Origin of the sequence: Pectobacterium araliae, from assembly GCF_037076465.1 — a bacterium.
Taxonomy (GTDB): Bacteria; Pseudomonadota; Gammaproteobacteria; order Enterobacterales; family Enterobacteriaceae; genus Pectobacterium; species Pectobacterium araliae.
Genome location: NZ_AP028908.1, coordinates 2106109 through 2119901, shown reverse-complemented (window position 1 = coordinate 2119901; position 13793 = coordinate 2106109). Strand labels below are relative to the sequence as shown.

The 13793-nt window shown below is 48.4% G+C and carries 11 protein-coding genes and 1 pseudogene; 7 read left to right on the top strand and 5 right to left on the bottom strand.

Going from position 1 to position 13793, the window contains the following annotated elements:
* Positions 1 to 56 precede the first annotated feature (56 nt).
* The 4 genes from AACH44_RS09575 to AACH44_RS09560 all read right to left on the bottom strand — a co-directional run bounded on the left by AACH44_RS09575 (position 57) and on the right by AACH44_RS09560 (position 5509).
* Complete coding sequence (locus tag AACH44_RS09575) at positions 57 to 806, bottom strand: LytR/AlgR family response regulator transcription factor (RefSeq protein ID WP_261847574.1); 750 nt, start codon at positions 804 to 806, stop codon at positions 57 to 59.
* Positions 803 to 2548: a sensor histidine kinase gene (locus AACH44_RS09570; RefSeq protein ID WP_261847575.1), complete on the bottom strand. Its 1746-nt coding sequence runs from the start codon at positions 2546 to 2548 to the stop codon at positions 803 to 805. Before AACH44_RS09570 ends, AACH44_RS09575 begins: the two co-directional genes overlap by 4 nt.
* 150 nt (positions 2549 to 2698) lie before the next feature.
* Positions 2699 to 4867 carry a sensor domain-containing phosphodiesterase gene (locus AACH44_RS09565; protein WP_261847576.1) on the bottom strand — a complete coding sequence of 723 codons (2169 nt, stop codon included), beginning with the start codon at positions 4865 to 4867 and terminating at the stop codon, positions 2699 to 2701.
* Positions 4868 to 5251: 384 nt separating this feature from the next.
* Positions 5252 to 5509: a hypothetical protein gene (locus AACH44_RS09560; protein ID WP_261847577.1), complete on the bottom strand. Its 258-nt coding sequence runs from the start codon at positions 5507 to 5509 to the stop codon at positions 5252 to 5254.
* A gap of 393 nt (positions 5510 to 5902) precedes the next feature.
* On the opposite strand from AACH44_RS09560, the gene AACH44_RS09555 reads away from it, so the two are divergent.
* Both AACH44_RS09555 and AACH44_RS09550 read left to right on the top strand, forming a co-directional pair.
* On the top strand, positions 5903 to 6637 hold the full coding sequence (locus AACH44_RS09555; protein WP_261847578.1) for an XRE family transcriptional regulator: 735 nt from the start codon (positions 5903 to 5905) through the stop codon (positions 6635 to 6637).
* 398 nt (positions 6638 to 7035) lie between these two features.
* A pseudogene (locus AACH44_RS09550) lies at positions 7036 to 7478 on the top strand (4Fe-4S binding protein); the annotation flags it as partial.
* A gap of 124 nt (positions 7479 to 7602) precedes the next feature.
* On the opposite strand, the gene icd reads toward AACH44_RS09550, so the two are convergent.
* A complete protein-coding gene (icd, locus tag AACH44_RS09545; protein ID WP_261847579.1) occupies positions 7603 to 8856 on the bottom strand; it encodes an NADP-dependent isocitrate dehydrogenase in 1254 nt (417 codons plus the stop codon).
* A 131-nt stretch (positions 8857 to 8987) separates the two neighbouring features.
* Between icd and rluE the strand changes: the two genes are divergently transcribed.
* From rluE to purB, 5 genes are all read left to right on the top strand, one after another.
* A complete protein-coding gene (gene rluE / locus AACH44_RS09540) occupies positions 8988 to 9614 on the top strand; it encodes a 23S rRNA pseudouridine(2457) synthase RluE (protein ID WP_261847641.1) in 627 nt (208 codons plus the stop codon).
* Positions 9607 to 10053 (top strand): NUDIX domain-containing protein, encoded by a 447-nt coding sequence (locus tag AACH44_RS09535; RefSeq protein ID WP_261847580.1) that lies wholly within the window; start codon positions 9607 to 9609, stop codon positions 10051 to 10053. Before rluE ends, AACH44_RS09535 begins: the two co-directional genes overlap by 8 nt.
* A 141-nt stretch (positions 10054 to 10194) precedes the next feature.
* Entirely contained in the window at positions 10195 to 11301 is a 1107-nt protein-coding gene (gene mnmA, locus AACH44_RS09530) for a tRNA 2-thiouridine(34) synthase MnmA (protein WP_338659579.1), read from the top strand.
* Between the two features lie 2 nt (positions 11302 to 11303).
* The gene (gene hflD, locus AACH44_RS09525; protein ID WP_261847581.1) at positions 11304 to 11942 is read left to right on the top strand and encodes a high frequency lysogenization protein HflD; all 639 of its coding nucleotides are present in this window, start codon (positions 11304 to 11306) and stop codon (positions 11940 to 11942) included.
* 151 nt (positions 11943 to 12093) lie between these two features.
* Positions 12094 to 13464: an adenylosuccinate lyase gene (gene purB, locus AACH44_RS09520; protein WP_261847582.1), complete on the top strand. Its 1371-nt coding sequence runs from the start codon at positions 12094 to 12096 to the stop codon at positions 13462 to 13464.
* The last annotated feature ends 329 nt before the right edge of the window (positions 13465 to 13793 follow it).

The window sequence follows — 13793 nt, the reverse complement described above, 5'->3', positions numbered from 1 at the left end:
TGACAATGGTTGATCGAATAGGGAATGAGATGCCTGAAACGCGGAATGAAATGCCGTTAAAGACGCATCAATGACCTGAACGCCTTTATCTTGCTTCGGCTTACCGGGACTTCAAAATCCAGATCGTTCAATCGCAAGATATAGGTATTGTTAAACCAGGGGACAATTTCACGGATTTTCGTCAGGTTGACGCAGTAAGAGCGATGGCAACGGAAGAAATACTCTTCCGGCAAGCGATGACAAAACTCCGTAATATTCATCGGCATGATGAATTCCTCACGCCGGGTATAAACCAGCGTGACTTTTTCCTGCGCAGCAGCGTAGTAGATATTATTAATATCCGTGACGATAATCCGTTCGTCTTTCATCAAATTAATCGTTTGCTGTGCGCCTCTCGGTGCCCCTACCTGCGCGCCCGTTTCAACAGCGGGTGCCATTTGCCGCTGTTGCCAGGTCGTTTCCAGTTTACGCAGCATCGTGATGATGCGCGATTCATGATACGGCTTGAGAATGTAATCGAAAGCCTCGACTTCAAACGCCTCGACCGCATGTTCTTTGTACGCCGTAATAAAAATGATGTAAGGCTTATGCGCAAATTTGCTGATATTTTGCGCCAACCATACACCATCTAACGACGGAATATTAATATCTAAGAAGATTGCATCGACGTCGTTATGTTGCAGGTATTTCAGTACATCCAGCCCGTCATCGAATGTTGCCGCAATCGTAATATCACTATGCTGTTCGATAAGGTAACTCAGCTCCTGCTGTGCGAGGAACTCATCTTCAACAATAATGGCTTTCATGGGTTGCCTCCTCTGTGTTCAGCAGCAGAATAGGTCGACGACGGCACCAGCACGGCATCCGGCAACGCCGACGGGGTTTTATCTTCTCGTGGAATGTAGAAATAAATCTCAGTCCCAGGTTCCAGACGGCGAATATGCAGACCATCGCCATAGAGTAAACGCACCCGATGATGGACATTCAGCAGACCAATTCGATTCCCTGGCAATTCGTTACGCGCGACGCGATCCATCGTTTCCTGACTAATGCCATTGCCCGTGTCTTTTACCGCTACCAGCAGCTTATCGCCCTGCTCTTTCACGGATAACACAACGGTTCCTTTGCCTCTGCAAGGCTGAATACCATGCACAATCGCGTTTTCTACCAACGGTTGAATTAATAAGCTGGGAATTTTATACGCTAAATCGTCGTCTATATCGTAGATCACCGTTAATTTGGCACCGAACCGCGCCTGCTCAATCGCGATATAATCTTGAATTTGGTACAGCTCTTTCTTTATATCGATCAGCGCATCGTCGTTGAGTTCGAGGTTATAGCGCAAATAGCGAGACAGGTTGATCACCAACTGGCGCGCGGTATCGGGATTAATACGAATAGATGAGGAGATCGCATTGAGTGCATTAAAAAGAAAGTGCGGATTGATTTTACTTTGCAGCGCTCTCAATTCCGCTTTATTTGCCATATCTCGCAATTGTTCGGTGCGGGAGACTTCAATTTGCGTTGACATGATTTGTGATAAACCAACGGCCATCACGCGTAATGAATAGGTAATTTTATGGGCGTGGCAGTAGTAAATTTTCAATGTGCCAGTCACCTGCCCGTGCTCCCATAGCGGGATGACAATCATCGAATGGATTTCCGGCGTCAAATGCTGTTCATCATTATTTTTAATAATAATTTTCCCATCCTGAATCGCCTGCTGCGTCATCGGGCTGATAATGTCGTGCCCGATATTATATTTGTCTTCGCCAATCCCCACGTAAGCCTGAATGTGCTGCGTGTTCGTTATCGCTACCGCATCTGCATTAATTTCAGTGCGAATGATCCGACAAATGGCCGTCAGCGAATCACTGTTGATATTACGGAAGTACGGCAGTGTCTTGTGTGCAATATCCAGCGCGAGTTTGGCTTGTCTGGCCGCAATCACCTCTTTTTCATTCGCCACGCTCTGTACCAGTAAAACGATCAGGCCAATACACACAGAGCCAAGAATCATCGGCACCGCAATTTTTGACACAATATCCAGCCCTAACTCGATTGGCGTCGCCCATACCACAACCAGCAGCATCGTTAACGACTCACACAGCATTCCGCCCAGAATCCCGATGCTCCACTGCTGCTCTTTTTTGATTTTTTTATTGATGTAGCCAGAAGTGGTACCTGCGATGATGCTGGTAATCAGGCAAGGTACGGAGGTAATGCCATCAATATCAATTAAATAACGATGCACTCCTGCAATGATACCGGTCGCGATGCCCACCCAAGGGCCAAAGAGAATTCCGCCGGACATCACCGCAATCACGCGCACGTTGACAAGCGATCCTTCAACATTAATGCCGGAATAGGTACCGAACAGTGCAAACAGTGAAAAAATGGCCGTCACCGTCACCCGCTCTCTCGGCGAATGTTGCTCTTTTTGCAGCAATTGCCGGAACTGGTGCGTCCTCGTCAGGAAGAACAGGCAAATCAGCATCAAGGCGGCGCGGTCAAAAACCGCAAGGAGCATCTCAAATATTTCGTGCACGGGACATCCGATACTGGGTTACGAGCCAGCACTATAGAAAAAATGTGATCCAGATTCCACTTTTTAGTCTGCTAACAATGCGAAGACGGTGTTAGCGAATGAAAACCAGCAAACGCAGGCTTTTAGAAAGGATTGCTGTAACACAACAGCTTACACGTCTGTTGGTTTATTCAACTTCAGTAGCTGGGTAAACTCTTCTGCAGGCATCGGATGTCCGAACAAATATCCCTGAGCTTCTTCACACCCTTTGCCTCGCAGTCGCTCACTCTGCTCTAACGTTTCAACCCCTTCTGCAATCACACCCAGACCGAAACTTTTCCCAAGATAGAGGATTGCCCTGACAATCGCTGCATCCGGCGGAGATTCACACATAGTCCTGACAAAGGTTTGGTCGATCTTCAGCCGAGTCACCGGGTAGTTCTTCAGCATACTGAGAGACGCATAGCCCGTTCCATAGTCGTCAAAGGCAATCCCGATTCCCGCATCCTGCAGCGTTTTTAATGGCTGTAACATATTTTCATCGTAACGCAGAATGATGTTTTCCGTGATTTCAAGCTCCAGCGAACTTGGTGACAACCCTGTACGAGCGAGGGTATCCATAATCTTTTGCGCCAACATGCCAGTACGAAATTGCGCACTGAAAAGGTTAATACTAATACGGAAGTAGCTGTTGCTGACCTGACACCACTCTGCGGCCTGCCTACAGGCCGTTTCTACGATCCAATCCCCTACTCGTTCCGCCCACGGGCCATTTTCCAGTGCGGTAAGAAATGCAGCAGGGCCAAGTAGCCCTTTCTCTGGGTGACGCCAACGTAACAGCGCCTCAGCACCAACAATCTCATTTGTTGCCAGTTTTACCTGTGGTTGATAGAACATTTCAAATTCATGCTGCTCATAAGCCCGCACAAACTCTAACTGGAAAGCATGCTTAGCCTGAAAGGCTTCAAGCAGTTCGCGCGTGAAAAAACGATAACAATTCCGGCCTTCAGATTTCGCCTGATACAACGCTAAATCTGCACTGGTCAACAGTTCCTGCACGGTCGCGCCATATTCTGGGTACAGCACCGCACCAATACTGGCACTGATATTGATTTGGTGATCGTCGATAACCATTGCCTGAGAAATTTCATGAATAATTTGCTCAGCAATTTTACCCGCAACCCTTTTATCATTCAGGCTTGGAAACAGCAGCGCAAATTCGTCTCCACCCATTCTCGCGACCACATCACCGGAACGAACGGTTGCTTTTATTTTTTTGGCAACGTGCACCAAAATATCATCGCCACTCGAGTGCCCCAGACTGTCATTAACATCCTTAAACCCATCCAGATCGACCATCATGATGCAGACCGCAGGTTCATTCTTGAGCGCGGTTTCCAAATTTGATGTTAATAATGTCCGGTTTGCCAACCCCGTCAAGGGGTCCATGTGCGCCAGTAAAAACAGTCGCTCTTCGTTGCGCCGACGCTCGGTAATATCACGCAATATCGCGCCATAGCTAATGTTGTTATTGTCTTCCCACATCGAAACAGACAGTTCGACCGGAACCCGGTTACCACTTTTGGCTTGTACGTTCAGTTCCAGCATCACCCCTTTCATCAGGGAATCACGGTCAGTGACCCGTTGCTTAAGCTGCACGATAAAAGCGTCAGGTATGATGTTATTAATATTTTGACCGATAATTTCATCGTCGCTGTATTCCAACATCTTCTCTGCGGCCGCATTCCAGAAGGTAATCATCCCCTTCTCATTAACGCACAAAATCGTATCAGGCGAGGTATTGGCGATATTTTCAAAACGCACCTGACTGGCTTTACGCGCCAATTCCAGACGCCGCATTTCCAGCTTGTCCATAACCAATGACGCCAGATCCTGCAAATTGTGCTCATCACGCTTGGTGAATGTTGCTCTGGGCTTCAAATCAATAATGCATAACGTGCCAATAGCATGCCCAGACGGCGTAATTAAGGGTATCCCTGCATAAAAACGAATACAGGGAATTCCTACAACCAGTGGGTTATTTTTGAATCGCACATCCTTAAGTGCATCAGGCACCACCATGATCTTTTTCTTCAAGATCGTGTGGGCGCAAAAAGAGATATCGCGTGGTGTTTCGCAAAAAGGAACCCCTACACTGGCGGCAAACAATTGACGTTCAGCTTCCACCAACGAGACTAAAACGATGGGGGCACTAAAAATGTTGGCAGCCAGGCTAATCAGGTTGCTCAGACTCGGATCGAACAGTGCGTTTCTAACTCCATACTCACGAAGAGCAGCAAGGCGTTTGTCTTCATCTTTGCTTATTGGGGCACGACTCATGGGTTCCCCCCTCCCACCGTATTAATGTTCAGATTAGACAAAAGGTTAGCTATAAATCCAAAATATTGCAGCAATGAGCACAATAAGAGCAACACCAGGTCAACGTGAGTAAACCAAGGCTCTTTTTCTCGCCAGAAAGTGGCCGAATGTTGAGTATGGCAAAAGATTCAAACTCTATCACCCCTTCGAATCATTAATAATAACAACTGGAAGCATCAATTAAGATGATAGATGAAAAGCGAAATAGAAAGATACCGATGAACTCACACGTGCAGTAATGCAGACAAAAAATAAAGAGAAGGGTTGGTATATTCAAATACTTATTACTGGATAACGACAACGTATTATCAAGTTATTAACAGAATATAACCAACCAAGGTATCATCAGGCGGGGAAATAGGTTATTGAATGCTCAGGGGTATCATTCTTCGCTCGAATAACGACATCCCAAACCCCTGTATAAGGAACAGTTAAATACACTTCACCTTCCGCATAGCGGCAAATAGAATCCTCCGTATAACGGTTCTCTTTAGCCATTGTTTCCTGTTCACCATTGCTCATTTTTACTTCAAACGTATTAGCACACCGGACAATTACCGTATCACCGCCAAACAGACTTAAACACGTGCGAATTACAGACATACATCCTCCGCGACACGCAGTCATGCGCATGCATAATAAAACAAATTTATTGGTTATATTTCCCACAACGGGATTTCCATAAAAGCAAAATGGTTGCGGCCAGATTGTGATTTAGATCAAGTGACACACAGGTTTAAGCCAAATCAGGGGGTGGAATAAGACGATACTATGACAGCCTGACATTTATTAGGATTTTTGATAGTCAGGCGATAGCGTTTATTTTGATGTTATCTCATACATACGCACAGTTTTTTCGCGCGATATAACAACTTTAGCTGTCTCCATGGTTGTATTTATGATTTTCTTCGCACACCAGCTATATATAACGTTGGTTTTTGTCAGCACGATTAATATCCGCTTGATGATTTACAACTTAGGTTGTAAATTGACCGAATGAAAACGACACTTGCAGAACGATTAAAGACCGCCAGGGCTGCACAAGGGCTTAGCCAAAAAGCACTTGGCGACATGATTGGCGTATCTCAGGCCGCCATACAGAAGATTGAGGGGGGGAAAGCGTCGCAAACAACCAAAATTGTTGAGCTTTCCAATGTACTCCATATTCGCCCTGAATGGTTGGCAAATGGCGAAGGCCCAATGCGTAGCGACAGGGTGGTTCGATCACTCCAGGAATCGAGTATTCCGCCAACATCAAAATGGGGCACCGTATCAGCTTGGGATAGCACGACAGAACTATCAAAGGACGAGGTGGAAGTACCTTTTTTGAAGGATATAGAGTTTGCCTGCGGCGACGGACGCATTCAAAGTGAGAATTACAACGACTTTAAGCTCCGTTTTTCTAAAGCAACACTGCGTAAAGTCGGTGCAAATACTGACGGTTCAGGTGTGCTTTGTTTCCCGGCAGCGGGCGACAGTATGGAACCCATCATCCCCGATGGCACCACTGTCGCCGTTGATACCAACAACAAGCGTATCATTGATGGAAAGCTCTACGCCATTGCTCAGGAGGGCAGCGGCAACGACAAGCTCAAGCGAATCAAACAACTTTACCGCAAGCCTGGCGGCCTCCTCGTCATCCATAGCTTTAACCGCGATGCTGACGAAGAAGCTTACGAATCGGAGGTCGAGATCATCGGTCGCGTGTTCTGGTATTCGGTATTGTTATAGCTCGATATAGGTGGTTTTCCGCTTACGTCGCTATCGACCTTTCCTCTCATCAAAGCTGGCAAACCAATGCGAGCACCGGCTTTGTTTCATATGTCAAAAACATTTACCCTCCCCCAGATAACCTTACCCACGCGTCACAGTTTTATACAATCACCGTGCTATTGTTTCACCATCCCTTGTTGATGTTGTGTTATTCCTCCTGTCTATGTGTTGCTTTCCCGCCCTATGGCGGGATTTTTTTACTCTTTCATCGAACCTTTTCTAGCATATAACCCGCAGACCGCCATTTCGTTTTACAACCAAAAACAACCCAAATTAAAACTAAAGATGTTGACGCAAAAACAACTATAGTTTTAAATAAACACATAACGCGATTTGGTCGAACTTTCTCAACATGTTGCCGATACCTCTGTCCCTACGGCGCGATCTTAGGCGTATTTTCACTGCTGTCGCCCTTCAAAGTTCGTCGCAAGCCACCAGCTGTATCGACTGTGGTAAGTGTGCCAAGGCCTGCCCGTCTAACATCCCGGTGGATAAGCTGATTCAGGTGAGAACAGCAGAATGCACAGCCTGCATGACCTGCGTCGAATCCTGCCCGGTAGCATCGACGCTCCATTTCTCATTGATGAAACCTTCAGGAGCGCAGGAAAAAGGTGGTGCCGCAGCGAAACCGCTATGGCAACAAACCGCGTTGTCCGGTATTACGATGGCCGTACTGGTGCTCGGTATCCTTTTCGGCATGATCGGTTTCACCATGTATACAGGAGGCTGGAACAGTCCGATTCCCGAACAGATGTACTTCCGGCTTATTACTGATTCACAGGGCATTGATCACCCATAACGGTTGGTAAGGTCAATATTGATTAATACAAGACGGGATGATGTTGGGGAAAATAAATTGAGGGCAATATTAAGGGGCCTGAACTGGCCCCTACCATTCATTATAACCTGCGTTAAAGAGCAGATTACATATTATCGATGATGTCTTGCGCGAACTCACTACATTTCCGTAGTTTAGCGCCTTCCATCAGACGTTCGAAATCGTAAGTCACGGTCTTGTTCTTGATCGCGCCTTCAACGCCCTTAACAATCAGGTCAGCCGCTTCGAACCATTGCAGGTGACGCAGCATCATTTCAGCAGACAGAATAACGGAACCTGGGTTCACTTTATCCTGACCCGCGTATTTCGGTGCCGTACCGTGCGTAGCTTCAAACAGTGCGCATTCGTCACCGATGTTCGCGCCCGGTGCAATACCGATACCGCCAACCTGTGCCGCCAGGGCATCAGAAATGTAGTCACCGTTCAGGTTCATACAGGCAATCACATCATATTCAGCAGGACGCAGCAGGATTTGTTGCAGGAACGCATCGGCGATCACGTCTTTTACCACGATCTCTTTGCCCGTGTTCGGGTTCTTGATCTTCACCCACGGGCCGCCATCGATCAGCTCACCGCCGAATTCTTCACGCGCCAACTGGTAGCCCCAGTCTTTAAACGCGCCTTCGGTGAATTTCATGATGTTGCCTTTGTGAACCAGCGTGAGGGAATCACGGTCGTTGGTAATCGCGTACTCAATCGCAGCACGAACCAGACGTTTAGTCCCCTCTTCAGAGCACGGCTTCACGCCAATACCACACTGCTCAGGGAAACGGATTTTGCTAACACCCATTTCTTCACGCAGGAATTTGATCACTTTGTCTGCTTCAGCAGAACCCGCTTTCCACTCGATTCCAGCATAGATGTCTTCGGCGTTTTCACGGAAGATCACCATGTCGGTCAACTCTGGTTGTTTAACCGGGCTAGGTGTACCTTCGTAGTAGCGTACCGGACGCAGGCAAACGTACAGATCCAACTGTTGGCGCAGCGCAACGTTCAGAGAACGAATACCACCGCCAACTGGCGTTGTCAGCGGGCCCTTAATCGCCACACGATACTCACGGATCAAATCCAGTGTTTCTTCCGGTAACCAGACATCTTTACCGTAGACCTGCGTGGATTTCTCACCCGTGTAGATCTCCATCCAGGAAATCGCGCGCTTGCCCTGATAGGCTTTCTTCACGGCGGCGTCAACGACGTTGATCATAGCTGGCGTTACATCGATACCGATGCCGTCGCCTTCGATAAACGGAATCACCGGATTGTTCGGAACAACCAGTTTGCCTTGAGCGTCAACCGTGATTTTCTGACCTTCTGTCGGTACAACTACTTTGCTTTCCATTAACCTCTCCTTCGAGCGCAATTTTGTTAATGACTTGTAAGATGCATGTCAATACTACTTGAATATTTAGCCCGCGCCAATCGCAAACCATTTCGAGTATAATGCTTTTGTTACCCGCGACTATAAAGATGATGAATAAATTCCCTGTTAAAAATCACAAAGTTAAACGATTCAGCTCACAGCCAGCAAGAAAAAGGCAACCTGACAATGCACCGCGCCGGATTGTTTTGTTCAATAAGCCCTTCGATGTCTTGCCGCAATTCACTGATGAAGCCGGGCGTCGCACGCTGAAAGATTACATTCCGGTTAGCGGTATTTACGCCGCCGGGCGTCTGGATCGCGACAGCGAAGGTCTGATGATCCTCACCAATGATGGTAAGCTTCAGGCACGGCTAACCCAACCGACGGAAAAAACGGCCAAAATCTACTATGTTCAGGTAGAAGGTATTCCTGATGACGCCGCACTGGTGCGCTTTCGCACGGGTCTGGAACTGAATGACGGCAAGACGCTGCCCGCAGGCGCGGAGATCGTTCCAGAACCTGACTGGTTGTGGCCACGCAATCCGCCAATACGCGAGCGTAAAAGTATTCCTGACTGCTGGCTAAAAATCACGCTGTATGAAGGCCGTAATCGACAGGTGCGTCGTATGACGGCGAATATCGGGTATCCTACCCTGCGTCTGATTCGATACGGCATGGCCAATCAAACCGTAGAAAACCTGTTACCTGGAGAATGGAAGGAGATAGCGGATGTTTAAACCCCATGTCACGGTTGCCTGCGTCGTGCAGGCCGAAAACCATTTTCTGGTCGTCGAAGAGTTAATTAACGACAAATTATTATGGAACCAGCCTGCGGGCCATTTGGAAGCCGATGAAACGCTGATTCAGGCGTCGAGCCGTGAGTTGTGGGAAGAAACCGGAATTCAGGCCACGCCGCAGAGTTTTTTGCGCCTCCATCAATGGATTGCCCCAGACAGCACACCGTTTCTACGCTTTTGCTTCGCGCTCGATCTGCCTACGCGAGTCGACACCCAGCCACACGACAGCGATATTGAATGCTGCCGCTGGGTGACCGCCGAGGAAATTTTGCATTCTCGCCAGCTTCGTTCACCGCTGGTGGCGGAAAGTATTCGCTGCTATCAGCAGCTAGAACGCTACCCGTTAGCCTTATTGGGCGCGTTCAACTGGCCTTTTTAAATATTCACCTTTTTAGACCTGCCGTGAATGGCCTGACCAGCTCGTGGCAGGAATAGCGATGCAGCCCTCCGTTCAACATGCTAAAATGCGCCGCTTGTTTTTCGCATCAATGCGTCAGTAAATTCAGTTCGTGAGACTCCCATGTCAGATAACAGCCAGAAAAAAGTGATTGTCGGTATGTCCGGCGGTGTTGATTCCTCCGTTTCCGCTTACCTGTTACAGCAACAGGGCTATCATGTTGAAGGCCTGTTCATGAAAAACTGGGAAGAGGATGACGACACCGAATATTGCTCAGCCGCCACTGACCTTGCCGATGCGCAAGCCGTTTGCGACAAGCTGGGGATCGAGTTACATACCGTCAATTTTGCCGCTGAGTATTGGGACAACGTTTTTGAACTCTTCCTTGAAGAATATAAAGCGGGTCGTACCCCCAATCCCGATATCCTGTGCAATAAAGAGATCAAATTTAAAGCCTTTCTGGAATTCGCTGCCGAGGATCTCGGTGCGGATTATATCGCGACAGGCCACTATGTCCGTCGTCACGATGTTGACGGTAAAAGCCGTTTGCTGCGTGGAATGGACGGTAATAAAGATCAAAGCTATTTTCTTTATACGCTGGGCCACGAACAGATTGCACAGAGCCTGTTCCCGGTCGGTGAGCTGGAAAAACCACAGGTTCGTAAAATTGCCGAAGAGCTTGAACTAGCAACCGCGAAGAAGAAAGACTCTACCGGTATTTGCTTCATCGGCGAGCGCAAATTCACCGATTTTCTGGCGCGCTACCTGCCCGCACAGCCCGGCCCGATTCTGTCCGTCGACGACAACAAACCGATGGGACAACATCAGGGGTTGATGTACCACACGCTGGGGCAACGCAAAGGATTAGGCATCGGCGGCGTCAAAGACGGTGGCGAAGATCCCTGGTACGTGGTGGATAAAGATGTCGCCAACAACATTCTGTATGTCGCACAGGGTCATGAACACCCTCGCCTGATGTCGTATGGTTTAATCGCGCAGCAACTGCACTGGGTCGACCGCCAGCCACTCACGGCTGAACGTCGTTGTACAGTAAAAACGCGTTACCGTCAGGCGGACATCCCCTGCACCGTCACGCCGCTTGGCGACGATCGCATTACCGTACGTTTTGATGAGCCCGTCGCCGCCGTGACACCAGGCCAATCTGCCGTCTTTTATCTGGACGACGTGTGCCTTGGTGGCGGTATCATCGAAGAACGCTTACAGGAGTAACCGTGGCTAAGAATTATTATGAAATCACACTGGCGTTAGCTGGCGTTTGCCAATCGGCGCATTTAGTCCAACAGTTGGCTCATACGGGTAACTGTAATAACGATGTTCTGCATACCTCCCTAAACAGCGTATTGAACCTCAATCCAGCGTCCACACTTGCCGTTTATGGCAATGATGAACAAAACTTAAAAGTTGGGTTGGAAACGCTATTAGGTATCCTGAACACCAGCAGCAATAAAGGCGCGGGTGCGGAATTATCGCGCTATACATTCAGCCTGATTGCGCTAGAACGTAAGCTAAATGCAAAATCTGCCGCACTGGACGAATTGGGCAAACGTATCGGGCAGTTGGAGCGACAGCTGGAACATTTCGAGCTGCTTTCCGAGACGATCGTTAGCGCATTGGCCGCAATTTACGTGGATGTCATCAGTACGTTGGGGCCACGCATTCAGGTTACTGGCTCACCAGAGGTGCTACAAAACAGTCAGGTACAGGCTAAAGTGCGTGCCACACTCTTGGCGGGTATCCGTTCTGTCGTGCTTTGGCAACAAATTGGCGGCGGACGCTTACAACTGATGTTTTCACGCAGCCAGTTGGTCAAAGAAGCGAAACAGATATTGGCACGTTGCACGTCCGTTTAATGGTATTCTTGCCGCTATGGCTGACGCTGGTGTAACTAACGCCAGCGTCACGAGAATCAATCGTTCTTATTGAAATTAATCGTTCTTGTCGAAATTAATCGTTCTTGTCGAAATTAATTGTTATTGAAACCAATCTCAGGAGTTGCTTGCGATGGAATTATCCTCACTGACCGCCGTTTCCCCTATTGATGGACGCTACGGCGATAAAGTCAGCACGTTGCGCACCATTTTCAGCGAATTCGGTTTGCTGAAATTCCGTGTGCAGGTTGAAGTACGTTGGCTGCAAAAACTGGCGGCCTGTGCAGAGATCCAGGAAGTTCCTGCATTTAACGCGGACGCAAACGCTTTCCTTGATAAGATTGCCGCCGAATTCAGCGAAGAAGATGCGGCACGGATTAAAACTATCGAGCGCACCACCAACCACGACGTGAAAGCCGTTGAGTATTTCCTGAAAGAAAAAGTGGCTGCGATTCCCGCGCTGCATGCCGTTAACGAATTCATCCACTTCGCCTGTACGTCAGAAGATATCAACAACCTGTCTCACGCGCTGATGCTGGATACCGCTCGCCGCGATGTCATTCTGCCGCACTGGCGTCAAATCATTGATGCGCTGAAAACACTGGCGCAGGAATACCGCGATATTCCCCTGCTTTCCCGTACTCACGGTCAGCCAGCCACACCTTCCACCATCGGTAAAGAGTTTGCTAACGTCGCTTACCGTATGGAACGTCAATATCGTCAACTGCAACAGGTTGAGATTCTGGGCAAAATTAATGGTGCCGTCGGTAACTATAACGCCCATCTGGCAGCCTACCCGGAAGTGGACTGGCACCAGTTCAGCGAAAATTTTGTCACATCGTTAGGCATCAACTGGAACCCGTACACTACGCAAATCGAACCGCATGATTACATCGCCGAATTATTCGACTGCATCGCGCGTTTTAATACGATCTTGATCGACTTTGACCGTGATATTTGGGGCTACATTGCACTGAATCACTTCAAACAGAAAACCATTGCGGGCGAAATCGGTTCTTCTACCATGCCGCATAAGGTTAACCCGATTGACTTCGAAAACTCGGAAGGCAATCTGGGTTTGGCCAATGCTGTGCTGGGGCATCTGGCTAGCAAACTGCCGGTTTCCCGCTGGCAGCGTGACCTTACCGACTCTACCGTGCTGCGTAACCTGGGCGTCGGTGTAGGCTATGCGCTGATTGCCTATCAGGCCACAATGAAAGGTATTAGCAAACTGGAAGTGAACCGCGATCGTCTGGCAGACGAGCTGGATCACAATTGGGAAGTGTTGGCAGAACCCATCCAGACTGTGATGCGCCGCTACGGGATTGAAAAGCCATACGAGAAACTGAAAGAGCTGACCCGTGGCAAACGCGTTGATGCTGCGGGTATTCAGGAATTTATCGATGGTTTGGCATTGCCGGAAGCAGAAAAAACACGCCTGAAAGCGATGACTCCAGCCAACTACATCGGCCGTGCTATCGCGATGGTCGATGACCTGAAATAAGTATTTTCAAACCAATTTCGACCGCACTCTGGCGGGCACCCTGCCCGCCAGTTTTCAATAAGACCAAGCATTCACAGCCTGTTTATACCCGGTTTACCCTCTCTGTGGATAATTTAGCGAATAAAATAAATTACTTTCTCTGCGTATATACCCTAAATAATTCGAGTTGCGTGAAGGCGGCAACCGCATGAATCCCCAGGAGCTTACACAAGTAAGTGACTGGGGTGAGTAAGGGCAACCAACGCACAAGCAGCTTGAAGTATGACAGGCACCATGTTGATAGGCGGGAGAGACATACGTGAAAGACACAGCGCATAGCCGTATTTCGA